Here is a 25,006-nt window from a genome sequence, read left to right as displayed (position 1 = left end):
CATCAAAAAAGTAGGGAAGAGAGAATACCAATGTAAAAGGAAGATGATGGGTCTACAAATGTTTTTTATCGCTAAACAGAATATAACGAATAAGAATAAGATAGAATGAATAACACTATTAAAAAATAAACTGTCATAGTGATTTACAAAACTGGAAAAAACTTTATTCAAATTTTATTATTTAATATAGACAAAATGGAATAATAAACTATTTTTTATAATGGTGATCGTATTTGAATATCTTCAACAAAATATTTGTCTAACTTTGGGATAGGAATAAAATTAATTTCACCTTATGATTATTACGGCTTAGTTAATTAAATATCACCTTCATCTCTAACTGGTTTTTTATCATGCAATGGAAAAATAATACAACCCGTTATGGGCACATTTCGCTGCTCATCCACTGGTTAGTCGCAATTGTCGTATATGGAATGTTTGCTTTAGGTTTATGGATGGTGACGCTGGGCTATTATGATAGTTGGTACCACCAAGCACCAGAAATTCATAAAAGTATAGGAATATTATTATTTATTGTTATGGCATTTCGTGTGATTTGGCGATTTATTTCACCGCCACCAAAGCCATTATCAAGTTACAGTAAATTAACTAAAGTCAGTTCTATTACTGTTCAAATTCTGATTTATATTATTTTATTCAGTATTTTGATTAGCGGTTATTTAATTTCGACCGCTGATGGACAGCCAATCAGCGTATTTGGTTGGTTTGATGTTCCCGCTTTATTTACTGGCGCTGCAACACAAGCGGATACCGCAGGTGAAATTCACTTGTACCTCGCTTGGGCGGTAGTTTTATTGTCAGTTTTACATGCGTTTGCTGCATTTAAACATCACATCTTTGATCGTGATATTACATTAAAAAGAATGTTGGGTTTTAATCCCGATAAGTAACGTGGAGATAATTATGTTGAAGAAAACGGTTCTTGGTCTGGCTTCTGGTGCTCTATTTTTAACGGCAGGTTCTGCACTTGCTGAAACTTATCAATTTGATAAGCAAGGCCAACACGCTTTCATCGAATTCCGTATTCAGCATTTAGGTTATAGCTGGGTATACGGCAGTTTTAAAGATTTTGATGGTAACTTTACTTATGATGCAAAAGACCCATCAAAAGACAAAGTTGAAGTGACGATTAAAACAGGCAGCATCGATACTAACCATGCAGAGCGTGATAAACACTTACGCAGCGCAGACTTTTTAAATGCCTCTAAATTCCCAGAAGCGAAATTCGTTTCAACGGAAGTGAAAAAAGACGGTGAAGCCTACAAAATTACGGGTGATTTCACCTTAAATGGTGTAACGAAACCAATTACGTTAGATGCAAAACTCATGGGGGAAGGTAAAGATCCATGGGGTGGATACCGTGCAGGTTTCGAAGCGCAAGGTAACATTAAGTTGAAAGAGTTTAATATTAAGTCTGATTTGGGGCCTAAATCCCAAGAAGCTCAACTGTTAATTTCAGTTGAAGGCGTTCAGACTAAATAATTCTATGACAACACTCTCGGGGAAATAAACCTTGAGGGTGTTTTTTCATAAAAGAACGAATTGATTTTTTGTGGCAATTCCTCTCTTTTTTCCCTCGCAATTTCCCTTATTCCTATAGCTAGCCCGCATTGATACAGGCTAAAATAGCCAATATCACTTTTTTCAGGTTAATTCAGAATGTTATCGTAATGCGCACTATAATTACCTAAGAGGCTTAATGTCTTTGGGTGATTGAATGTGACGAAAAGGTAACGTAATAACGTGAAAATGAGAGTAGTTATTCGTTTTATTAAGAAAAGGCAGGGCGACTTTGAATACACATAGTTCACGTAAAACCGCATTGATAGTTAGCATTATATTTATTGCATTTGCAGTCGGTTTTTACTGGTTAAGTAAAGATAACAATGTGTTATCTACAGACAATAATACCGCTATCCACTCGGAAGCGTTAGCGCAAGCTGAGAAAGAGCTGCCAATTATTGCGACGGTGAAAAAAATCAGCCCTGAAACCTATCAAAGCTTTGAACACCTGATTACACAATACTACCCTGAAAACGAAGATATTCGTCGCCAATTATTCGACCAAGTTGTCGGTAGTGTGATGAAACTGGTCTTAGAACGAATGGAATACGCATCTGATGATGCAGTGATTAATTTTACCAGTAAGGTTAATGATTATCTTAAAGTTTTATTGGAAGAAGACCCTACAGGGAAAACCTGTTTTTATTCACTATTTCCACATTTAAGAGAAACGGCTGAAATCATTCCACCGAAAAAAAGCCAAGCAGTATTATTGAAGCAAATTCAAGCGACCAATGAATTATTGATTTCCAGTGAAGCAGGTAAAACTCAGGCGTTAATGTCACCCACTGAATATACGGAAACACTCAGCCAATTAGCCGCTGGTCTGAGTGCTGAATATGGTGCAGATGCTGCAATTCTTGGGAATTTAGAGGCTGGTAAAAAATCCCCTGCACTTGCTTGCCAAATATCCATCAGTTTTTATGATGAAATTCTTGCTATCCCTGATAACGGGAAAAAAGCCGCATTATTACGTTCTTTATTTTCATCGGTGAATAATTAGTTTTAGGTTAAATAGTCGCACCTCTTAATGGGGTGCTATTACGTATTATTAATTATTACATTTATTTTATTCACATCTCCTGCCATTTTTTATACTTTATCTGTGCAAAACTTATTATCTGCATTCATGTAGTATGCTTACTATATCAATCTGTTAGTTTTATCTCTTTTGGAGGTGGCATGAAGTTCGTTCAAAAAAGTATTGTGGCCCTCATTACCCTAGCGGCAATTTCTTTGCCAGCCGTGGTTAGCCAAGCTTGTACCCGTGTTGTGTATTTAGGGGAAAATGAGCAAATCATGACAGGGCGAACCATGGACTGGAAATATGATATCGGCACTAATCTTTGGATCTTTCCACGTGGTATGGCGCGGGATGGTGTAGCGGGGCCGAATTCAGTGAAATGGAAATCGAAATACGGCAGTGTGATTGCTTCAGGGTACGATATTTCGACCACTGATGGTATTAATGAAGAAGGTTTAGTTGCCAATCTATTGTGGCTAGCAGAATCTAAATATCCGCAAGTCAATGACAAACAACCTGCATTATCAATTTCACTATGGGCGCAATATGTTTTAGACAACTATGCGACTGTCGCCGAGGCCGTTGAGGCGCTTGAAAAAAATCCATTGCTGGTGGCCACTGATAATGTTCCTGGCCAAGACCGTTTAGCCACCTTACATCTATCGATTTCTGATGCTAGCGGTGATAGTGCAATCATTGAATATATTGATGGCAAGCAAGTTATTCATCACAGCCGTCAATATCAAGTCATGACCAACTCACCAACCTATGAAAAACAACTGGCAATGCAGGAATATTGGCAAGGTATTGGTGGCACTGTGATGTTACCAGGTACTAACCGATCAGCAGACAGGTTCGCTCGTGCTCAGTTTTATGTCAATGCCATCCCTCAAAATACCACGGCAAATAAAGCGGTTGCGAGTGTGTTTGGGGTGATCCGTAACGTCTCTGTACCTTATGGTCTAAGTTCTGAATCTTCCCCTGAAATCTCCTCAACTCGTTGGCGTACCCTTGTAGATCATAAGCGTCAATTATACTTTTTTGAGTCTGCACTCACGCCTAATATTTTTTGGACGGATTTAGCGAAAATCGATTTTTCGGCTGAGACTGGAAAAGTGAAAAAGTTGGATCTAGGTGAAGAGCAAAGTCATATCTATTCAGGGGATGCCACTAATAATTATGTGGTGACAAAACCATTTGAGTTCTTAGGGCTTAGCGCAAAACAATTAGGTTATTAGTGTCCAATCTTGGGGTATCAACCTACGGTAATTGCTGTAGGTTGATATGTATCAAAGCCTCAGTAATTTATTGATGAATACTTTGCAGATAATAAACTAACAGTATAAGATGTATTTAAAATGCAACTTATTGGTGATGATATGAACGAGCTAGTGTGTTACAAGACCATGCCTGTCTGGGATAAAGCGTCTCTTCCTTTAATGTTTCAAGAACGTCATAACACAAAAGAAGATTCTTATGCGCAATTGAAGGTGCTGCAAGGCTCTTTAGATTTCATCATTTTTAATGATGATGGTAGTGAACAACATTTCACGTTTGATATAAATAACCAGCCACCAATAATTGAGCCACAAGTTTGGCACCGCATTTCTAAATGTAGCGATGATATGCAGTGCCAGCTTTCATTTATGTGTAAGCCTGAACTTAAGTTTTATAAAGAATACGGTTTAACAACCCCACATTCTGAAGTGCGTTATCTGTGTGAAAATAATCTTGCTAAGCCATGTAAAACGCTGGATCTTGGTTCAGGACGTGGGCGAAACAGTTTTTATCTTGCATTGCAAGGGTATGATGTCACGTCGGTTGATATCAATCCGCAACATATTCAGGCAATTGATTTTGTTAAAAAACAAGCAGGTATTGATAATATTAATACCGCAGTTTATGACATCAATAGTCACCAAATTCAAGGTGATTACGATTTAATTATTTCTACTGTGGTATTGATGTTCTTACAGCGAGAAAAAATTACTGATGTGGTGAGAAACATGCAAGAACACACGTTATCTGGTGGAGTCAATGTGATTGTCTGCGCAGTTGAAACGCCAGATGCACCATTGGATTTAGTACCATTCAAGTGTTTCTTAAAACCAGGTGAATTAGAGGGTTATTACCAAGATTGGGATATCTTAAAATACAATGAAAATCCTGGGCATTTACATCGTACAGATGCACAAGGTAACCGCATTAAATTAAATTTTGCGACGCTAATTGCTAAAAAGAAATAATTAAGATGAGGGGGCTAATTAAAGCCCCCTTTTTTACACAAGAGTTATGCGTTTGCTGCTTTTTCTTTCTCGCTACGTGCTAAGGTTCTTTCTAATAAGACAGCGTATAGCGGTCTACCGCCTAAGAATTGAGCCATCATAGTGGCGCCAATACAGGTAATAATCATCGGTAGGATTAATTGGTAATTATTGGTCATTTCTAAAACTAAGACTATCCCTGTTAATGGGGCTCTTACTGTTGCTGCAAATAAAGCACCCATTCCAGCGATGGCAAATGTGCCCACTTCGATTTGGTATTCAGGAAAAAGCGCTAATGCACTGTAACCAAAAATCCCTCCAAATAATGTACCTAAAGCGAGTAAAGGTGAAAAAATCCCACCAGGTGCACCTGAACTAAAGCTAATGGTCGACGTCAGAAAACGCAGTGCAAAAAACAATAATAATAAGGTGACGGTAAAACTACCAGCAACCATCTGGTGGATCACGGCATAACCGCCACCCACAATTTCAGGCATGTAAACACCAATTGCGCCACAAAGGCCACCGATTAAACCGCCTATCATGACAAAACGAGAAAGTTTATTTTGGTAAAAACGTTGAAACTGGCTTTGTAAGAACAGCAGGAAGTGGTTAAAACAAATGCCGATAATGCCAAATAACATACCCAAAATAAGGTACAACCACAGGGTATTCATCGGAGCAGCAGAAAATTGTCCAATATTGAGTACAGCAGCTTCACCGTTGATTAAGCGGTAAACAATTGTGGCAGTCACTACACCAATAAACACCGATTTAATGGAGATTAAACTGTATTTAAATTGTGGGCGCATCTCTTCGATAATGAATAATATGCCTGCAAGGGGGGCATTAAACGCAGTGGCCAAACCTGCTGCTGCCCCTGAAGCTAATAAAGTATGGCGGGATTCATTATCCTTTAAGCGAAAAAGGTCATAGAACATTTGGCTAATATTTGCGCCTAATTGTACCGTTGGGCCTTCACGGCCTAAAACCATTCCTGAACCCAATGTGCCAAGGCCACCAATAAATTTTACGGGGATCACTCGCCACCACCTGACAGGGCGTAAATCTTGTAAAGCGCCTTCAATTTCAGGGATCCCTGACCCTCCAGATTCTGGAGAAAAGCGTTTTACGAGGTAATAGCCAATCATCGCTAAAATGGCGGAAACAAAAAACATGGTTACAACAACCAGCCACTTGTTATCAACAAGTTCATCTACCGATTGAACTCGAATGTTGCTGACCCATGTTGTGCCCATTTCAAATAAAGAGCCGACTAATCCTACAAATGCGCCAATAATGGCGGACAGTAATAGGATCTTTAATGGCGTCTTGTCTGAGCTTTTTATTCGTGTGAATAACCCTTTTGCTGAAGACGGGGGAGATTTTTGGGACGCGTTTGCCTGTATCATCTTTATTGGATTCTCTAATTACGACCAAATAACAACCACTTATATTTAGTATACCAAGGCTTACTCGAAAACCATCATAGGAAATGATTTTTTTCATAAGGTAGGCTGAAAGGAACAAAAAGTAACACAAAAAAAGGCGAATTTGTTTATTTAGCATACTTTAATTGACGTGAATAGTTCTCATTAACATTGAATATTAATATAGATCAATAAATGGTTAGATAACCTGAAATGTCTCTTTTTTATTCTAATAAAGAGCGTAATCTTAATGTTGTATTTTAAATGCAACTTTAAGAGGCGAACAACATGTACTGTGTGCAATGTGAACAAACAATTAGAACTCCAGCTGGAAATGGCTGTGCATACGCGCAGGGTATGTGCGGTAAAACAGCTGAAACGTCTGATCTACAAGATTTATTAGTTGCTGTATTGCAAAGTTTATCTGCGAGTGCGGTTACTGCACGGACTTTAGGTGTTATTGATCATGATATCGATAGCTTTGCACCCCGCGCATTTTTCTCCACGTTAACCAACGTGAACTTTGATTCAGACCGTATTATTGGTTATGCACGTGAAGCGATTTATTTACGCGATAAATTAATTAAACACTGCCAATCTGTGAATAGCGCAGTCGCATTTAATCATCCACTCATTAATTTACAATTAGATGGCTCTGACATCCCGACACTACAAGCACAAGCGGCAAAATTTGCATTAGATATCGATAAAGCACAAGTGGGTGAGGATATCCATGGTCTGCGTATGCTCTGCTTGTATGGTTTAAAAGGTGCGGCAGCGTATATGGAGCACGCACATGTTTTAGGCCAATATGATAATGATGTTTATGGTCAATATCATGAAATTATGGCTTGGCTTGGTACATTACCTGCTGATATGAATGAACTGCTCAATAATTCCATGGCAATTGGTTTGATGAACTTCAAAATCATGGAAATCTTAGATGCAGGTGAAACTGGCGAGTTTGGTCACCCAACGCCGACGGAAGTTAATGTTCGCCCTGTTGCAGGGAAATGTATTTTAATCTCAGGTCACGACCTGAAAGACTTAAAAATGCTATTAGAACAAACGGAAGGAACAGGGATTAATATCTATACCCACGGTGAAATGTTACCTGCTCACGGTTACCCTGAGCTGAAAAAATACGCACACTTAGTGGGTAACTACGGTAGCGGTTGGCAAAATCAGCAAGTGGAGTTTGCGAAGTTCCCAGGCCCTGTATTGATGACTTCAAACTGTATTATTGACCCAGATGTGGGGGATTATAAAGACCGGATCTGGACTCGCAGTATTGTCGGTTGGCCTGGAGCAAAACACCTCGAGGGTGATGATTTCGCAGAAATGATCGCGCAAGCACAATCATTAGCGGGTTTCCCATATACCGAAATCGAACACAAAATTACGGTTGGTTTTGGTCGCCAAACCCTGTTAAGTGCAGCAGACGCGGTAATTGATTTAGTATCACAGAAAAAATTACGTCATGTATTCCTTGTTGGAGGGTGTGATGGCAGCCGTGATGAAAGAAGTTATTACACTGATTTTGCACGTGCAGTACCTAAAGATTGCCTGATTTTAACACTGGCTTGCGGTAAATATCGTTTCAATAAATTAGATTTTGGTACCCTAGAAGGCTTACCACGCTTACTTGATGTGGGTCAGTGCAATGATGCCTACTCAGCGATTATGCTTGCTGTGAATTTATCAGAAAAACTGGGATGTGGTATCAATGATTTACCGCTGAGTTTAATTTTGTCGTGGTTTGAGCAAAAAGCCATCGTGATTTTATTAACCCTTCTGGCCCTTGGCGTGAAAAACATTTATACCGGCCCAAGTGCACCTGGTTTCTTAACTGAAAACTTACTCAATGTATTAAATGAGAAGTTTGGAATGCGTAGCATTACGACAGTTGAGCAAGATTTGGCTGAAATCTTACCTGCATAATTAGCTAGAAAAACATAACAAGCCTAAACACAGATATGAGAAGAGAGGGGCGAAAGCCCCTTTAAAGGAGTCGTGCGATGACAATGCCAAGTAGTTTATGTCCGAATAGAATGCAAATTCATTCGATTATTCAAGAAACATCGGATGTTTGGACGATCAACTTAATTAATCATGATTTTTATATGTATTCACCAGGGCAATATGCATTGGTTAGTATTAAAAATAGTGATGATGTCATGCGGGCTTACACTCTCTCTTCATCACCAGGTCAAAGCCGTTATATTTCAATTACCGTTAGGCGATTAGAGGATGGTATGGGCTCTAACTGGTTAACTCGTGCAGTGAAGCCTGGGGATTACCTCTGGTTGTCTGAAGCTCAAGGGGAATTTACCTGTGCAAATGTGAAAAGCCAACAATATCTAATGCTTGCTGCGGGTTGTGGCGTGACGCCAATTATGTCAATGACACGCTGGTTGATGGCCAATCGTCCAGAAACGCATGTTAAAGTATTATTTAATGTGCGAGACGACAAGCAAGTTATATTTGCGCAGGAATGGCAACAACTGACACGTGCATACCCAGAACGTTTACAGTTATGTATTATGGCTGAAACGCCAGATAATGGGGAGTTAGCCCAAGGTCGATTAAATGAAGAAAAACTACAAGCATTAGTCCCCGATATTGCTTCACGGGTAGTGATGACTTGTGGGCCAGTTCCTTATATGAAAAATGCTCAGCAATTTGCGGCTAATTTAGGTGTACCTGCCGAACATTTTTTTATGGAACGTTTTTCAACTGAGCCAGAAGTGGTTAATAGCGAAGATGTGCTGACGCTTAAAATTCGCCAGCGCCTCGCTGATTTTAAAGTGCCTGTGGGGATTTCGTTATTGTCTGCATTAGAACAAAATAAACAGCCTGTTATTGCTGCATGCCGTGCAGGTGTTTGCGGAAGTTGCAAGACAAAAGTATTATCAGGCCATTATACAACAACAAGTACAATGACATTGACCGCTGCTGAAATAGCAGAAGGGTATGTTTTAGCATGTAGTTGTCAATTACAAGGCGACACTGAAATAGCCTAATGTTATTTAAATAATAATATACTGTCTCATGTGTTATTTAATGGGACAGTATTCCATATAAAAGGTATTTAAAATTTACAATACATAAAATAAGAGTAAAATTTAATGTTCTAATAGTGGGGTTTGTATAAAATACACCGATAACTTACTTAATGTATTGATCGCTGAAACAGCAACTTCCTTATTCGGATCTTGGCACAAGTCTATGATTCTTATAATGGCATCATTATATTCAATCGTTGCTTTAAAATCTCCTAAAGCGGAAATCGCCGCGATTTTTATTTCATCATTTACACGAAATGTTAAGCTAGTTAACATTCCTACAATTACTTTATCCATAATAAAATTTTCACGGTTAATAAATCTTGATTTATTTTAAGATAAATCCGTTGATATTTAATTCTGAATTAAAATAAAAAAACATTTATATAAAATTTAAAAAGTGCCATTATGTTACTTTTTGGAATTAAATAGTCTCATAAGTAAATTTTCATACCTAAATTTCTGTTTTTTTTACTTTGGCGAAAGAAAGGGTTGCAAGATATAATAGTATGAGTGATTTATCTTACTCGCTATATGAGTTCACATTATATTAAATGGGGCGAATCTATCTTGAAAAGCTGAAATAGGCTGTAGTCATGAAGTTTGGTCATTGTTTTCTTTGTATAATATAAAAAACGTTAACGATTATTTTAAATACATTTTTAATTTTCCACATGACTATTTATTTTTTATGCTAACTGTTAATAGAAAAGTAATGAAAATTATTTAAAATTACATTTTGTTACTTTATTAGTTTATTTTAAACATTAACTTAAACGAGACCTAAACGGTAAGTTTTCAATGCGTAAAAAACCGTAGGGATAGGGTGGTAATTAATTTCTCAGTGGGTATAATTCGCGCCGCATCCAAAGTGCAGTATCTCGTTAGGCGAGGCTCCTATACAAACATAGGTTACTGATCTGACGACGTCGAGAGACGCCCAAGATTAGGACAGGATATATCGACCGAAGGTATATCCCCATGTAACTTCCTGTTAAAGACAGGATACGTTGTATAGTGCTAAAACCGAGACGAAGAGATAGCTTTCGCATTCTCTCATCTGGTTTCGCCCCTATGTGAGTACTGTTTGAGTAACCAACAGTAACTAGGGACTAAAAAAAATGACATTCACTACCCAGAACAAAGCGGGAGCAGTTGCCATTGCTCAATCCGCGATGAAAGACGCACGCCTCAAAGGCAACAATACACAACAACCAAAAATCGATGACGCCACAGTCAGCGCATATATGAGCCAATCATATTTGCCAGTTTCTGTCGCAGATTCAATTGCTTGTGTAAAACAAAACCTTATTGAGCACCTTGAGGGCGAGCAAATCCCCACCTATTTATTTGTTGTCGATAACGACAATTATTTAAATGGTATTCTTTCAGTTAAATCATTATTAGCATCACCTGAAAACTTATTTGTGTCAGATATTATGCGTCACAATTATTTTTCAGTTGCGCCTGAACAATCTCGTCATGATGTTTATGACCTGATTAACCATAGTGGGTTAGATATGATCCCAGTGGTGCAATTTGGCAAGTTAATGGGGGTTTTGCGTCCGCAAGATATCGCAGAACTGATTGAAGATGAGAATACACTTGATGCGCAGTTACAAGGCGCAACCACACCACTTGATGAACCTTACTTAACCACAAGCCCAGTCACATTATGGCGTAAGCGTGTGGTTTGGTTATTAATGTTGTTTGTGGCGGAAGCATACACAGGAACAGTACTAAAAGCATTTGAAGAACAACTTGAAGCCGCAATTTCACTGGCTTTCTTTATTCCATTATTAATTGGAACGGGGGGTAACAGTGGAACACAAATTACCTCAACGTTAGTCCGTGCGATGGCATTGGGCGAGGTGAGTTTGCGTAATTTAGGCACAGTCCTGAAAAAAGAGGTTTCAACTTCGTTTTTAGTCGCAATTACTATTGGCGGCGCAGCCCTAATCCGTGCTTGGATTTTAGGTGTTGGCCATGAAGTGACTATCGTGGTGAGCTTAACTATCGTCGCGATTACAATGTGGAGTGCGATTGTTTCTTCAATTATTCCAATGGTTTTAAAGAAAATGAAAGTTGACCCAGCCGTGGTATCTGCACCGTTTATCGCGACCTTTATCGATGGAACTGGATTAATCATTTACTTTGAAATTGCTAAATTAGTGATGACGGAGTTCGCTTAAGCACTCGCCTCAAATTTGATGCGGCAGGAAATCAGTTTTCTGCCGCAGTTTCGATTAATTTTTCTTGTTTTAAAATCTCCCCACATTGACGGCACAAATATTGGTTTTCCCCTCGTACCACTTTATTATGGCGACGAATGGTTAATTGATGTACGGTTTGGCAAGCGCAGTGATAGGCAAATGTTTTGCTTTTTACCGTTGCAACGGCAAAGTTGTGTGTGCGTTTCGCATCAACCTCTAATACATGTTGCATCATCCATTTCCATTCCTTTCCATGGGGGGCAACACCTTTACGCCCAAACACATGGTATACCAACAAGTGTGCAAGTTCGTGAGGGATGACTTCATCGATAAATTTTTCTGTGTTTTCAATCAGTAGAGTTGCATTGAGGCGAATTTCCCACTCTTTCAGGTAAGCGCTACCCGCCGTGGTACCTCGCTGTTTGTAGTTAACAGCGGGCTCAGGAAATGTTTGTTCCAGTTTTTGTTCAGCAAGGGCCAGCTTTTCGCGTAGAACTCGCATAACGTGCTGCTGTAGGAATATGGGGACTCGAATGGTTTTCATTAGTTAAGAATACGTGATGCAGTTGCTTTCAAACAAGTAAAAATTGACAGTTATTATATTAAATAATATATTGTATTTATATATAATATTGTTAAATATAAGTGACTGTATGAATAATATCACATCGGAACAGCAGCTTTCAGCTATGAAACAGGCGGCATCACAAACGGCTTCCTTATTAAAAACGTTGGGTAACCCAGATAGGCTAATTTTATTGTGCCAATTGACTCAAGGGGAGGCTTGCGTCAGCGATTTGGAGCAACAACTCGGTATCCAACAACCTACATTATCCCAGCAACTTACTGTGTTGCGTAATGATGGGCTTGTGAAAACTCGCCGTGAGGGCAAACGCATTTATTATGCAATTGCTGATGAAAAATTATTCACGTTACTCAATACGTTATATCAACTTTATTGCCCCGTGCAGGATAAATAAGATGAGTATTGATTGGGCAAATTTCACACCAGTCTCAGCTGCAATCGGCGGGGTACTCATTGGTGCCGCTGTGGCAATTTTGTTGGTTTTTAACGGCAGAATTGCTGGGATTAGCGGTATTTTGGGAGGGATCTTAAAACCGACTAAAGGGGACACCGCATGGAAGGTTGCCTTTATTTTGGGCATTATTATCTCGCCGATTTTATTTACGTGGTTTGCTTATACACCTGAAGTCAATATCGCGGCAAGTACGCCTATTTTGATCATCGCGGGTTTATTCGTTGGCTTTGGCACGCGCTTAGGGAGCGGTTGTACAAGTGGACACGGCATTTGTGGTATGGCGCGTTTTTCCCGTCGCTCAATTGTCGCGGTGTTGATTTTCATGATTGTTGCTTTTGTGACCGTTGCGATTTCTAATCATTTTGGGTTAGGGGGGTAAACTGATGCCAATTCTTATTGCCTTAATTTCAGGGGTCTTATTTGGCTTGGGGTTAGTGCTTGCGGGGATGGGAAATCCAGCCAAAATTTTAGCATTCTTAGATATCACTGGAAATTGGGATCCTTCATTACTGGTGACGATGGCTGTTGCGATGGCGATTAGCGGAGTTTCTTATGCATGGGTGAAAAAGCGCCGTGTGAGTGTGTTAAATTGCCCGTTGCAAATTCCAACTAATCAAAAAATAGACAAAAAGTTGTTGGCTGGGAGTGCGGTATTTGGCCTTGGTTGGGGACTTGCAGGGATTTGCCCAGGACCTGCATTATTATTAACTGGCTTGGGGATCACTCAAGGAATTATTTTTACGCTGGCAATGATTGCAGGGATGTCCGTTTACCAATTTAGCCAAAAATCCTAAGCCATTTTATAGGGTTTAAGTCACAAGCAATAAAAAACCCATCACTATGATGGGTTTTTGTGTAATACGTTTTAGTTCGATGTATTACAGACCAGCAGCTTCGCGTAAAGCTTCTGCTTTGTCTGTTTTTTCCCACGGGAATTGTGGGCGGCCAAAGTGGCCATAAGACGCAGTTTGCTGATAAATAGGGTGTAGTAGGTCAAGCATGTTGATCAAACCATAAGGACGTAAGTCAAAGAACTCACGCACTAATTGGATAAGTAAAGTCTCATCAACTTTCGCTGTACCAAAGGTTTCCACCATAATAGAGGTTGGCTCAGCAACACCAATCGCGTAAGACACTTGGATTTCACAACGATCAGCCAGGCCAGCCGCAACAATATTTTTTGCAACATAACGTGCTGCATAGGCTGCTGAACGGTCAACTTTTGATGGGTCTTTACCAGAAAACGCACCGCCCCCATGACGTGCCATACCACCGTAGGTATCAACGATAATTTTACGGCCTGTTAAGCCACAGTCACCCATTGGCCCACCGATAACAAAACGGCCTGTTGGGTTAATAAAGTATTTCGTTTCTTTTGATAACCACTCTGCTGGCAGAACGGGCTTGATGATTTCTTCCATCACCGCTTCATGCAGTTCTTTTTGTTGGATATCTTCAGAATGCTGAGTGGATAAAACAACGGCGTCGATACCCACAATTTTGTTGTTATCGTATTTAAAGGTGACTTGGCTTTTCGCGTCTGGACGCAACCATGGCAATGTACCATTTTTACGCACTTCTGCTTGGCGTTGAACTAAGCGGTGTGCATAAGTAATTGGCGCTGGCATTAGCACATCAGTTTCATTGGTTGCATAACCAAACATCAGGCCTTGGTCACCCGCACCTTGTTCTGATGGGTCTGTACGGTCAACACCTTGGTTGATATCAGGAGACTGCTTACCAATCGCACTTAAAACAGCACAAGAATTGGCATCAAAGCCCATATCTGAACTGGTGTAACCAATTTCACGAACCGTTTTGCGTGTGATTTCTTCAATATCAACCCAAGCACTGGTGGTGATTTCTCCCCCGACCATTACCATACCTGTTTTGACGTAGGTTTCGCAGGCAACGCGAGCTTTTGGGTCTTGTTCAAGAATAGCATCAAGTACTGCGTCAGAGATTTGATCCGCAATTTTGTCTGGATGCCCTTCTGATACAGACTCAGAAGTAAAGAGATGTGTAGCCATGAGTTTAATACCTTAAGAATTCGCAGAATTTATAATTGGATGTTTTAACATCTAGACGGCTATTTTAGTCCTATGAAGTAAAAATTTCTACCTGTATTTATACAAAAAACGAATAGAGGCACAAATTAACTATCACCCCCTAGGCGTAATCCCTACTAACACGTCATAAACTAAGCAAAATCGCTTTAAATCCTTAAGGAAAGGGAGGTTTATTTTATTTGGCTGTTTTTCACTTAAAAACCATTTAGGGTGAATAATATTATATCGATGAGCTATTTTTTGCTTATAGGTCGCCGTGATTAATAGCTCGATTTATTGCCGTTAAAATTTTATCGCAATTTCGGCATTTTGCTTTTGCTTTTTGCGTCCAATAGATGTATAAACTGCGACCGTAACGGATGGTTGTTTTTTCCCGTTATATACCAGTAGGTCAAAATAAAGCGCCTACTATCTATCAGGAATGTTTATAAACTTTTGAATTTCAATAAAACACAAGGTGATATAGCTTAAATCAACAGGTCAGCCTGCCAAAATAGTGCTACAACATTGAAATCTGAAGGGGCTAAACAGTTATATTGGGGGTTAATGGGGAATGATCCATAATCTACTGAATAACAGTATCCAACCGTCATATGCGGATCGCCGTGTGACTTTGGCGTTTACTTTCCTGTCATTCTTTACTTCATCACGAAGTTACCGTCACATCTTTAATACACCTTCAAGGCTGAGTCATTAATTTGTCAGCTTAAGGTCGTATATTGTCACTGTTTAGAATTCTAAGCACTTTTTATTAAAATCTGAGTATTGCCGTTTCCTCCGATATAACTGCTTGCCAGTGCTATGTCTTTACTGACATATATCAGGAATGAGAGCGCGCCACTCACCCCTCCATACAGGAGTTTATTATGAATGATAATATCGCACGCAAAATGCGCCAGACCTATAACATTGCGTATTGGGGCGGTGGTTACTATCAGGTGAATGAGCGCGGAAATGTCTGTGTTTGCCCAAACCCTGAAAACCCTGACACTTTTGTTGATCTTGCTGAATTAGTTAACCAAGTCAAAGAAGAACAAGAGCATTTGCGCTTGCCTGCATTGTTCTGTTTTCCTCAAATCTTACAGCACCGTTTGCGTTCAATTAATGCCGCATTTAGACGTGCTCGTGAATCCTATGGCTATAAAGGCGACTATTTTTTGGTTTATCCAATTAAGGTAAATCAGCAGCGCCGCGTGATTGAGTCATTGGTTAATTCAGGAGAACCATTAGGGCTTGAGGCAGGTTCGAAAGCGGAACTTATGGCGGTACTCGCCAACGCAGGCAAAACACAAACCGTCATCGTCTGTAATGGTTATAAAGACCGTGAATATATTCGCTTAGCGTTAATCGGGGAAAAATTGGGTCATAAGGTTTATCTTGTGATCGAAAAAATGTCTGAAATTGAGATGGTGTTAAAAGAAGCGGAAAGCTTGAATGTGACGCCTCGTTTAGGTGTGCGCGCACGTTTAGCCTCTCAAGGATCAGGCAAATGGCAAGCCAGTGGCGGCGAGAAATCAAAATTTGGTTTGGCGGCTACGCAAGTTCTGCAATTGGTGGAAATTTTACGCAATGCAAATCGCCTAGATAGCCTGCAATTACTGCATTTCCATTTAGGCTCACAAATGGCCAATATTCGCGATATCGCGACAGGGGTTCGTGAATCTGCACGTTTTTATGTGGAGTTGCATCGTTTAGGTGTCAATATTCAATGCTTTGATGTGGGTGGTGGTTTAGGCGTTGACTATGAAGGAACACGTTCGCAGTCCGATTGTTCAGTTAACTATGGCTTGAACGAGTACGCGAATAATGTGATTTGGGCAATTGGCGATGCGTGTGAAGAATTTGACCTTCCACATCCAACCGTCATTACGGAATCAGGTCGTGCATTGACAGCGCACCATACTGTGTTGGTCTCGAATGTTATCGGTGTTGAGCGTAACGAATTTACCAAAACCTCACCGCCAGATGAAGACGCACCACGCTCTTTGGTATCACTGTGGGAAACATGGGAGTCTATGCAGCACCAAGGCAATAGTCGTTCGCTACGTGAATGGTTGCATGATAGCCAGTTCGACTTGCAAGAAGCCCATACCCAGTATGCTCATGGCGTACTTGATTTAACTCAACGCGCATGGGCAGAAGAGCTATACCTCAATATTTGCCGTCGCATCCAGCAAGACTTAGACCCAAGCAACCGCGCTCACCGTCCAATCATCGACGAGCTGCAAGAGCGCATGGCAGATAAGTTCTATGTAAATTTCTCATTATTCCAATCTCTGCCAGATTCATGGGGAATTGACCAAGTTTTCCCTGTGTTACCGATTGAAGGCTTAGATAAACCGTTAGACCGTCGTGCGGTGCTCTTAGATATCACGTGTGACTCTGATGGGATCATCGACCATTACGTTGATGGTGATGGTGTCGAAACCACCATGCCAATGCCAGCGTATGATCCAGAAAACCCACCAATGATTGGTTTCTTTATGATAGGTGCCTATCAAGAAATCTTAGGCAACATGCATAACCTATTCGGAGATACTGCAGCAATTGATGTTTGGGTCGATAGCCAAGGTAATATTCGTTACCTACAAAGTGAAGAAGGCGACTCAGTGGCAGATATGCTGCAATACGTCAAACTGGTGCCAGAGGTACTGTTAGACAGTTTTACAGAGCAAGTCAAAGGTACGGGGCTGAGCGAGCAGCTGCAAAAAGACTTTGTGGCAGAGTTCGAAAATGGGTTGTATGGTTATACTTATTTAGAAGACGAATAAATACTTAATGCTCGTCATATTTCGTGCTGTGGCGGTGTTGGCTGCACTCGGCTACTCGGGTCACATACTCTTGTATGCTCCCCGAGATATCCTCTCTTGCCGCCTAGCCACAACGCGAACTATTTAGCGCATCAATAAGGTGAATAGATAATAACTTTATGCGCATAACATGACTTGTTATTTATACTGTGCGAAGTTGATTAGGTAAAAACCATTCGAACCAAATATTAAAGGGGCTTGCTAATAGGCGGGTCTATTTTGAGGAATAAAAAATGATTAATAGTACATTAGGTAATCAAGTTGATAATTCACTGGTTTCTAACGCATTTGGTTTTTTACGTTTCCCACTGAATTTTCAACCATATAGCTCAGACGCTGAGTGGGTTATTACAGGTGTGCCATTTGATATGGCAACCTCTGGCCGTGCAGGTAGCCGTCATGGGCCTGCGGCAATCCGTCAAGTATCTACGAACCTAGCATGGGAAAGCCATCGTTGGCCGTGGAACTTCAAACTGACAGAACGTTTAAACGTGGTAGATTGCGGCGATGTCGTGTTTGCTTTTGGTGATGCACAAGACATGTGCGATAAACTGCAAGCACATACTGAAAAACTGTTAGAGTCAGGCAAACGTTGCTTAACCTTTGGAGGTGACCACTTTGTCACGCTGCCATTGTTACGTGCACATGCAAAACACTTCGGCAAAATGGCTCTAGTGCATTTTGATGCTCACACTGACACTTACGGCAATGGTAGTCAATATGACCATGGCACCATGTTCTATCATGCACCAAAAGAAGGTTTGATTGACCCAACGCGTTCAGTGCAAATTGGTATCCGTACTGAGCACGATAGCGACAACGGTTTCACTGTACTCGATGCAGGGCAAGTGAATGACCGCGGTGTGGACGAGATGGTAGCGCAAATTAAAGAGATCGTGGGTGACATGCCAGTGTACCTAACCTTTGACATTGACTGCCTTGACCCTGCGTTTGCACCAGGCACAGGCACACCAGTCGTTGGCGGTTTAACGTCAGACCGTGCACTGAAATTACTGCGTGGTTTACAGCCATTAAATATCGTTGGGATGGATTTAGTGGAAGTGGCTCCCGCTTATGACCAATCTGAAATCACCGCATTAGCCGCGGCATCGATTGCTTTAGAAATGCTGCATATTCAAGCGTCTAAAAAATAATTATCCGCTTATAGCGATATAGTTAGCTATCATGAAGCCACCAAATTGGTGGCTTTTTTATGTTGGTATATTCAACAATCGTGTATTAAATAGTGGAGTTTCGCACTTTTTGCTCACTTGTTTGAGAATGATTTTTATTAACGAATACCTGCTAATTTACGAATTTGTGTACTTTTCGTTGGTGAGTAAAATAAATAGCTCTATCAGATAGTGAAATGTTTTTTATAAGTTCCAAATGGTAGATTAAAATCATTTCTTTGTAACTTATTGTTATTATTGTTAACTTATAAGTCATGGTGGACTAGTCATTTTGGCTATGAATAAGTAGGAGAACAGTATGGCTTTAAATAACAAAGTTATTTTAGTGACCGGAGCGGCACAGGGAATTGGTCGTGGTATTGCACTGCGTTTAGCAAAAGAAGGTGCGGACATTGCACTGGTTGATTTGAAAAAAGACAAACTGCAAGATGTGGCTAAAGAAATTGAAGCATTAGGTCGTAAAGTCACGACGTTTGCTGCGGATATTAGCCAGCGTGACCAAGTGTTTGCAGCGGTTGCTCATGCAGAAGCTGAGCTAGGTGGTTTTGATGTGATGATCAACAACGCAGGGATTGCGCAAGTTAAGCCAATCGCTGATGTTCGCCAAGAAGATATGGATTTAATCTTCAAAATCAATGTAGATGGCACTATGTGGGGTATTCAAGCTGCCAGTGAGAAATTCCAAGAGCGTAAGCACAAAGGGAAAATCATTAATGCCTCTTCTATTGCAGGCCATGACGGTTTCGCTATGTTAGGTGTATATTCAGCAACCAAATTTGCGGTGCGTGCTTTAACACAAGCGGCGGCGAAAGAGTACGCAAGTTCAGGTATTACTGTAAATGCATATTGCCCAGGTATTGTTGGGACAGACATGTGGGTGGAAATCGATGAGCGCTTTGCTGAAATTACAGGCGCGCCAAAAGGTGAGACTTACAAAAAATATGTTGAAGGTATCGCATTAGGCCGTGCTCAAACTCCTGATGATGTCGCGGGCTTAGTGGCGTTCTTAGCAAGCGATGACTCTGACTATATTACAGGACAATCTATCCTGACGGATGGCGGGATCGTTTACCGTTAATAGAAGGTAGTAATATTAAGATGGCAATGATAGCCGCTGTGAATTATTCACCGCGGCTTTTTATGTTATGCGGCGTGGTTTTGCAGGTCAGTTAAAATAGCGTCGGCTTGTGTCCAAAGCAAGGAACCGCCTTCTTGTGTGTATAAATGATGGCTACAGTTGAAAAAACGGTCGGCCAAAACATCGCCAAAATCAGGGGAATGCACGGTGCTCATATCCAATTCACCATACCATAATGAGGTTGGGCAGGTGATGTCTTCAGGGGTGAACTCCCAGTTCTGCAGGGAAAGCAATAAATCCTGCACATAGCCTTGATTGCCTTGAGAAAAAGCACGGCGTATACAATCGGTATAGGCCTCTAAAAAATGTGCTTCATTGTATAACTGTTGGTCGATTTCTGCACTGCAATTGAGGATAAACGCTAGTAACCATTCGCCAGTGACATTTTTCTGTAACCAGTCGGATAAGTTCTCAGGTGTATTCAGTGCTTGTTCCTGCATATTCACTACGTCAGCGGTTAATTTAGCGCGAGTCGCAGGGTATTCGAATTGGTCTTGCCCAGACACAATCGAAAGGGAAACAGGCTGGCAATAATGGGCAACCGCCATCGCGAAAACACCACCTTGGGAAAAACCCAGTACCGAAAATTGGTTAATTGCTAGGTTATCAAGTAGTGCTTGAATATCGAATGCAAAGCTTTTTAATGATTTTTTGGCGTGAAAAGTGGAATCACCGAGGCCAGCACGTTCTGGCACAATTAAGCGAATGTTGTATTTTTCCAGCAAATCTAAGCCAAAGCCAAGGTTGCCACTCATTCCTGCACCAGTACAAAAAATCACAGGAAAACCTGTTTTGGGCCCTGATTCAAACCAGCAAAGTTGACGGCCATCAGAGAGCGTCATGAAGTGTTGGCGTGGGTTAATCAACGGCACATTGTACATGGTAAATTCCTAAAACAGGCAAAGAAAGATTGGGTGATAAGATAGTTCAGTTAATAATTATTCAAACTGGCATTGTTATGGTTGCAATTTTAAAGTATTAAAGAGGTAAATTGCAAAATATTAGCTGAATAATTAACGAAAAGAGGTGTTCATGGCATTTTCGGCGTCAGAAAAGCAGGTTTTATTGGCAGTGAAAGGGGTTGGCCCGATGGTGATCAGCCGTTTGGAACAGATGGGGTTTTCATCATTGGCTCAGCTTAGTGAAGCATCTTATGATGAAATTTTAATTGCTGGTGCTGCACTTACAGGTTCAAGTTGCTGGAAAAATAGCCCACAAGCTAAGAAAGCAGTTGAAGGGGCTATCTTAGCTGCAAAGCAAGCGCTTGAATCAGAGCGTTAATCTACTTTGTGTTTCATTTTCCATTTTTTGCTGCGCAGGATATTGAGCATTTGAACGGTCATGGAAAAGAACATTGCAAAATAGATATACCCTTTAGCAACATGAACTTGTACGCTTTCGAGTATCAGTGTAAAGCCGACTAAAATTAAAAAAGAGAGCGCGAGAATTTTAACGGATGGGTAGCGTTCGACAAAGTCACCAATACTTTTTGCGGCTAACATCATGATAAGCACTGCAATAATCACTGCGGCCATCATAATAAACAGGTGATCAGAAAGCCCAACGGCGGTGATAACGGAATCGAGGCTAAAAATAATATCTAACAGGGCAATTTGTACAATAGCGCCCCAAAATGAATGCACTTGCCGCTGCGCAAGATTGTTTTCATCCTCTCCTTCAATAGTTTCAAAAATTTCTTGGCTGGCTTTCCATATCAGGAAAATTCCCCCTGCACATAAAATGATATCTCGAGCGGAAACGACATGGTCTGCAATGGTGAATAACGGGGTTGTGAGGCGTGATAACCAGGCAATTGAGGCTAATAAGGCAAGGCGCATGACCATCGCTGCAATTAGCCCTGTACGCCGGGCACTATTTTGTTGGTGAGCGGGGAGCTTACTCACTACGATACTCAAAAAAATAATATTATCGATACCTAAAACTATTTCCAAAATGGTTAGAGTGGCAAGTGCCATCCAAGCATTGGGGTCGAGTATCCATTCAAACATCTGTGTACCTTTTATTATGAAACAGGGATAAATGTTTATCGTCTGCTTTGGTACAGGCGACACCTTGTTGATTAAGTGAGATTAAAATGCCGAGCTAACAGTGGGGCGGTAAAATCTTTTTTAAGGTAGAAACCGCGAGGAAGCGTCATAATGGGTTGGCCAAACTCGCCAATGGCTTCTGTCAGAGCCTTATTGTTTGCCGCTTTTGGGCGGATTTGTAGAACTTGCCCATGGCGTGCCGTAATTGTTTCGACTTTTCCCAACACAATCAAATCCATTAATTCTTCCCAATCTTGCCGTAGTAACTGTTCCTCAAGCGGGGATGGGCTCCAAATTACTGGGTTAGCGACCCGACGTTCCGCTAAGGGAATTTGGCGTTCACCTTCAATAGGAAACCACAGTATACGCGATAGTTTACGCCGTACATGGCTATTTTCCCATGTTAAACCGCTGTTCCCTGTTAAAGGGGCAACGGAGACAAAGGTCGTTTCGAGAGGAACACCATGGCGGTCGATAGGGATAGTTTTGAGCTCAACGCCAATGTGGGCAAAATCTTGCTCCGCCTTACTACCTGCACTCGCCCCTAAATAATATTCAAGTAGCATGCCTACCCAGCCTTTATCACGTTTTAGATCGGGGGGGATAGGGACACTGGCAATTTGGGCGAGTTCACCTAAAGTATAGCCGGCAAGCGCTTGAGCCCGACTCATTAAGGTAGCTTCGTTATCTGGTGGTTGTGGTGGCGTAAATGACATAATGCTCTAAAAATTAAATGTATAAAAAACAGTCAAAAATAATTCACATAACTAAGAGAGTATAACACTTTTTCATGACTATTTTTAACTGCATGATATATATGTAGTTAATGCTTTTTATCCAACGGTATTAAATTTTGTTTATCGGGTTATTCATGTTCATCCCAAGATAATCACAGGATCATACACTAGGTTATCCACAGGTTTTCTGGATAACTGTGTAAAACAGTGATTACTGTGTGTATTTACAGCCTTGACGAATGGGGTTTTATGACGTTCATCACAAAAATAGAGTAAGTTAAACACATTAGTTGTGGATAAATACGACGTTGTTTGATATTTGCTCAGTTAAAGTCCTAAGCTTTTTAGTGAAAAAATTAACCAGTGGATAACGTGTTTTTTGGGGCTTTATTTCGTTGATTTATCAAAGTTTATTAGATTTTAATTATTTTTGATAAAAACCTGATTTGGGGATATACCCTGATTGCTATAGGGTTGTTCACATGGATATCCACAGAAAAAGTGAATAACATCCTTATTATTCACTTTGGCTGTTTATAACTATCATAAATTAGACAGGTTATCCTCAGAAGGCTTAAACCATGCGGATTTAAAATCAAACCAACCAAAGGTATTCATCCTAACGCCGCGCATAGTGCGTTGACCTTGCAACTCAAGCCAGTGGTGAAATATAGGATGAAAGATTTGTGAGTCAATTAAGCTTTCACACCACGCTTCGACATCAAAAGTATTATTTCGCCATTGATTTAATTGCGTATCGAGGCTATCACCAAGGCACTGACGTAATAGTGGCATTTCATACAAGGTGGCAAAGATAGAAAACTCAAGGGGTTTAAAGAAATTGGCGGTGGCTAGCCAAATATCACTTTGGGAATTGCCGTTAAACCAGTCATCATAGTCAACAATGTTGATTTTTAACTCGACCCCTTGTTTATGCAACACTCGCTTCATAATTTGGCTGATTGCATAGAACTCGTGGTGGTGATGGTAAAATGTGACCGTTAGCTCTGTGAGGTCGTCAGGTTTGGGAAATAACGTTAGCATTTTGCTGTGATGCCAGTGCAGCAATAAACCATAAGCAGGTGCCCAATGGCGCTGGTAAAAAGGTTCACAATGAGCAAGTAGGTTGACAGGCGTGAGAAAGCTGCATAGCCATTTGCGAACGTCTTCCCGCTGTGATAACTCAGAGCGTTGATCCATCAATAAAAAATAACAACCTTCTTCCATACGGCTTTCTAAGGAATCATTATGGTGTTTATCACCATCCATTTTTAGAGTGGTACACACCATTTGTTCTGAAAGTTCAGGTACAACCCAAATGGTGACCTCATCCAAGAGCGCGCGATAACCAAAGTAGCGGTCAAAGGCGGTAATGGTCAGCTTTTGAGGCAGGTTTTTATCAACTTGGTAGGGGCCAGTGCCAATAGGGTAGCGGTTAAAGTTTTCTAGGCTTTCCCATTCTTTAGGTAAAATAGCCGCATGGTGACTACCTAACAACCAAGGCAGTTGTTTATCAGGCTGATTTAACTGAATATCAATGACATAAGGCAGTGGTGAACTCACAGATTGAATATGGGAAAATAGCGGCCAGCACTGTTTTAAACGTAATAATGAGTGAATAATATCTTCCGCAAGCATTTCCCGCCCATGATGGAAATAGATAGCAGGGCGTAAATAGAAACGCCAATGGGTGTCACTGATGTCCTGCCAGTGGTGGGCTAGCCCGTCTTCTACTTCCCCTTTTTCCTCATTTATATGGGTTAACCCATTAAAAATTTGGCTCATTAAATGAATTTCGGAGCGGCGCATGGGGGCTCCCGGCAATAAATTGGGGAAATCACGGTAATAAATAATGCGTAAGAGATTTTTTCCTTGCCGATAGCTACGCTCTAATTCGGAAAGCACCATTTGTCGGATAGTTTCTTTATCACCCACTAACGCCACGAGTTTTTCAATGCTTTCCTCTTTAAGCAGTTGTTCTGCTTGGGCTTGCTGGAGTTCTAACCCATTCACATGGAAAATAAGTGTAGAACGCTTGCCTCGACCAGATTCCGCTTGCCAACTTAACCAACCATGGCCTTGCATGTTATTTAATAACGTTCGTACATGACGGCGCGAACAGAACAAGATATCAGCAATATCCTGCAACGTGGTTTCACTATCGTGCCCTTGAAAATGTTGCCAGAGGCGAACGAATTGTGTTTGTAAGCGTGTATTAGACATAAAAGAGGAACTCCGGCAAAAATTGCATCAATTTTAATTTCCTAATATCTGCGGATAATAGGTGGCAGTAAGTAGCTCGTTTGGCGTGCAATTGCAAGCCGACTCCCCCATTTAGAGTAATGGTGTATATATCACCGAGCCGGTTCGCCGGCTTTTTTTTATTTTTTC

General features: G+C 40.7%; 23 protein-coding genes and 1 riboswitch. Of the genes, 15 read left to right on the top strand and 8 right to left on the bottom strand.

Annotated elements, in window-relative coordinates; translation table 11 throughout:
- Positions 1 to 353: 353 nt before the first annotated feature.
- From PSF27_RS07115 to tehB, 5 genes are all read left to right on the top strand, one after another.
- Entirely contained in the window at positions 354 to 911 is a 558-nt protein-coding gene (locus tag PSF27_RS07115; protein WP_047756889.1) for a cytochrome b, read from the top strand.
- A gap of 13 nt (positions 912 to 924) precedes the next feature.
- Positions 925 to 1,503, top strand: coding sequence for a YceI family protein (locus PSF27_RS07110; RefSeq protein ID WP_206082738.1), 579 nt, complete (start codon positions 925 to 927; stop codon positions 1,501 to 1,503).
- Between the two features lie 310 nt (positions 1,504 to 1,813).
- The gene (locus tag PSF27_RS07105) at positions 1,814 to 2,587 is read left to right on the top strand and encodes a topoisomerase IV (RefSeq protein ID WP_206082737.1); all 774 of its coding nucleotides are present in this window, start codon (positions 1,814 to 1,816) and stop codon (positions 2,585 to 2,587) included.
- 179 nt (positions 2,588 to 2,766) lie between these two features.
- Entirely contained in the window at positions 2,767 to 3,846 is a 1,080-nt protein-coding gene (locus PSF27_RS07100) for a linear amide C-N hydrolase (protein WP_272681180.1), read from the top strand.
- 120 nt (positions 3,847 to 3,966) lie between these two features.
- Positions 3,967 to 4,854 (top strand): SAM-dependent methyltransferase TehB, encoded by an 888-nt coding sequence (gene tehB, locus PSF27_RS07095; protein ID WP_206082735.1) that lies wholly within the window; start codon positions 3,967 to 3,969, stop codon positions 4,852 to 4,854.
- 44 nt (positions 4,855 to 4,898) lie between these two features.
- Here the strand turns inward: tehB and clcA are convergent, their stop codons facing one another.
- Positions 4,899 to 6,284 carry a H(+)/Cl(-) exchange transporter ClcA gene (gene clcA, locus PSF27_RS07090; protein WP_272681179.1) on the bottom strand — a complete coding sequence of 462 codons (1,386 nt, stop codon included), beginning with the start codon at positions 6,282 to 6,284 and terminating at the stop codon, positions 4,899 to 4,901.
- Positions 6,285 to 6,590: 306 nt separating this feature from the next.
- On the opposite strand from clcA, the gene hcp reads away from it, so the two are divergent.
- Together hcp and hcr are read left to right on the top strand one after the other, a co-directional pair.
- The gene (gene hcp, locus PSF27_RS07085) at positions 6,591 to 8,243 is read left to right on the top strand and encodes a hydroxylamine reductase (protein ID WP_272681178.1); all 1,653 of its coding nucleotides are present in this window, start codon (positions 6,591 to 6,593) and stop codon (positions 8,241 to 8,243) included.
- A gap of 77 nt (positions 8,244 to 8,320) precedes the next feature.
- Positions 8,321 to 9,325, top strand: coding sequence for an NADH oxidoreductase (hcr, locus tag PSF27_RS07080; protein ID WP_272681177.1), 1,005 nt, complete (start codon positions 8,321 to 8,323; stop codon positions 9,323 to 9,325).
- A gap of 102 nt (positions 9,326 to 9,427) precedes the next feature.
- Here the strand turns inward: hcr and PSF27_RS07075 are convergent, their stop codons facing one another.
- Entirely contained in the window at positions 9,428 to 9,664 is a 237-nt protein-coding gene (locus tag PSF27_RS07075) for a HEAT repeat domain-containing protein (protein WP_206082731.1), read from the bottom strand.
- Positions 9,665 to 10,240: 576 nt separating this feature from the next.
- A riboswitch (M-box (ykoK) riboswitch) is annotated at positions 10,241 to 10,413 on the top strand.
- 75 nt (positions 10,414 to 10,488) lie between these two features.
- Between PSF27_RS07075 and PSF27_RS07070 the strand changes: the two genes are divergently transcribed.
- Positions 10,489 to 11,559, top strand: coding sequence for a magnesium transporter (locus PSF27_RS07070; RefSeq protein ID WP_206082730.1), 1,071 nt, complete (start codon positions 10,489 to 10,491; stop codon positions 11,557 to 11,559).
- Between the two features lie 31 nt (positions 11,560 to 11,590).
- Here the strand turns inward: PSF27_RS07070 and PSF27_RS07065 are convergent, their stop codons facing one another.
- Positions 11,591 to 12,124, bottom strand: coding sequence for a SprT family zinc-dependent metalloprotease (locus PSF27_RS07065; RefSeq protein ID WP_206082729.1), 534 nt, complete (start codon positions 12,122 to 12,124; stop codon positions 11,591 to 11,593).
- A 109-nt stretch (positions 12,125 to 12,233) separates the two neighbouring features.
- Between PSF27_RS07065 and PSF27_RS07060 the strand changes: the two genes are divergently transcribed.
- From PSF27_RS07060 to PSF27_RS07050, 3 genes are read left to right on the top strand one after another with little or no spacing between them, the layout of a single operon-like run.
- Positions 12,234 to 12,560, top strand: coding sequence for an ArsR/SmtB family transcription factor (locus tag PSF27_RS07060; RefSeq protein ID WP_272681176.1), 327 nt, complete (start codon positions 12,234 to 12,236; stop codon positions 12,558 to 12,560).
- A gap of 1 nt (position 12,561) precedes the next feature.
- Positions 12,562 to 12,999 (top strand): YeeE/YedE family protein, encoded by a 438-nt coding sequence (locus PSF27_RS07055; protein ID WP_272681175.1) that lies wholly within the window; start codon positions 12,562 to 12,564, stop codon positions 12,997 to 12,999.
- A gap of 4 nt (positions 13,000 to 13,003) precedes the next feature.
- Positions 13,004 to 13,414 carry a DUF6691 family protein gene (locus tag PSF27_RS07050; RefSeq protein ID WP_206082726.1) on the top strand — a complete coding sequence of 137 codons (411 nt, stop codon included), beginning with the start codon at positions 13,004 to 13,006 and terminating at the stop codon, positions 13,412 to 13,414.
- A gap of 84 nt (positions 13,415 to 13,498) precedes the next feature.
- Here the strand turns inward: PSF27_RS07050 and metK are convergent, their stop codons facing one another.
- The gene (metK, locus tag PSF27_RS07045; RefSeq protein WP_206082725.1) at positions 13,499 to 14,650 is read right to left on the bottom strand and encodes a methionine adenosyltransferase; all 1,152 of its coding nucleotides are present in this window, start codon (positions 14,648 to 14,650) and stop codon (positions 13,499 to 13,501) included.
- A gap of 905 nt (positions 14,651 to 15,555) precedes the next feature.
- Here metK and speA point away from each other — a divergent pair.
- The 3 genes from speA to PSF27_RS07030 all read left to right on the top strand — a co-directional run bounded on the left by speA (position 15,556) and on the right by PSF27_RS07030 (position 19,770).
- Entirely contained in the window at positions 15,556 to 17,460 is a 1,905-nt protein-coding gene (speA, locus tag PSF27_RS07040) for a biosynthetic arginine decarboxylase (protein WP_206082724.1), read from the top strand.
- A gap of 272 nt (positions 17,461 to 17,732) precedes the next feature.
- Positions 17,733 to 18,653, top strand: a complete 921-nt coding sequence (gene speB / locus PSF27_RS07035; RefSeq protein ID WP_272681174.1) for an agmatinase — start codon at positions 17,733 to 17,735, stop codon at positions 18,651 to 18,653.
- A 337-nt stretch (positions 18,654 to 18,990) separates the two neighbouring features.
- A complete protein-coding gene (locus tag PSF27_RS07030; RefSeq protein ID WP_102137372.1) occupies positions 18,991 to 19,770 on the top strand; it encodes an acetoin reductase in 780 nt (259 codons plus the stop codon).
- A gap of 65 nt (positions 19,771 to 19,835) precedes the next feature.
- On the opposite strand, the gene PSF27_RS07025 is transcribed toward PSF27_RS07030, so the two are convergent.
- Positions 19,836 to 20,711 carry an alpha/beta fold hydrolase gene (locus tag PSF27_RS07025; protein WP_206082722.1) on the bottom strand — a complete coding sequence of 292 codons (876 nt, stop codon included), beginning with the start codon at positions 20,709 to 20,711 and terminating at the stop codon, positions 19,836 to 19,838.
- A 151-nt stretch (positions 20,712 to 20,862) separates the two neighbouring features.
- Here PSF27_RS07025 and PSF27_RS07020 point away from each other — a divergent pair, with 151 nt between their 5' ends.
- Positions 20,863 to 21,111, top strand: a complete 249-nt coding sequence (locus PSF27_RS07020; protein WP_272681173.1) for a helix-hairpin-helix domain-containing protein — start codon at positions 20,863 to 20,865, stop codon at positions 21,109 to 21,111.
- Here PSF27_RS07020 and PSF27_RS07015 read toward each other — a convergent pair.
- The 3 genes from PSF27_RS07015 to sgrR form a co-directional block, all read right to left on the bottom strand.
- Positions 21,108 to 21,839, bottom strand: a complete 732-nt coding sequence (locus PSF27_RS07015) for a TerC family protein (protein WP_272681172.1) — start codon at positions 21,837 to 21,839, stop codon at positions 21,108 to 21,110. The two genes, PSF27_RS07020 and PSF27_RS07015, sit on opposite strands and share 4 nt — an antisense overlap.
- A gap of 71 nt (positions 21,840 to 21,910) precedes the next feature.
- Positions 21,911 to 22,594 (bottom strand): DNA mismatch repair endonuclease MutH, encoded by a 684-nt coding sequence (gene mutH / locus PSF27_RS07010; RefSeq protein ID WP_206082719.1) that lies wholly within the window; start codon positions 22,592 to 22,594, stop codon positions 21,911 to 21,913.
- A 564-nt stretch (positions 22,595 to 23,158) separates the two neighbouring features.
- Positions 23,159 to 24,838, bottom strand: coding sequence for an HTH-type transcriptional regulator SgrR (gene sgrR, locus PSF27_RS07005; RefSeq protein ID WP_272681171.1), 1,680 nt, complete (start codon positions 24,836 to 24,838; stop codon positions 23,159 to 23,161).
- Positions 24,839 to 25,006 lie beyond the last annotated feature (168 nt).

The organism is Providencia sp. PROV129 (assembly GCF_028482245.1).
GTDB lineage: Bacteria > Pseudomonadota > Gammaproteobacteria > Enterobacterales > Enterobacteriaceae > Providencia > Providencia vermicola.
Note: the sequence above shows the minus strand (reverse complement) of the source record. Positions and strands in the feature narration are given on the sequence as shown.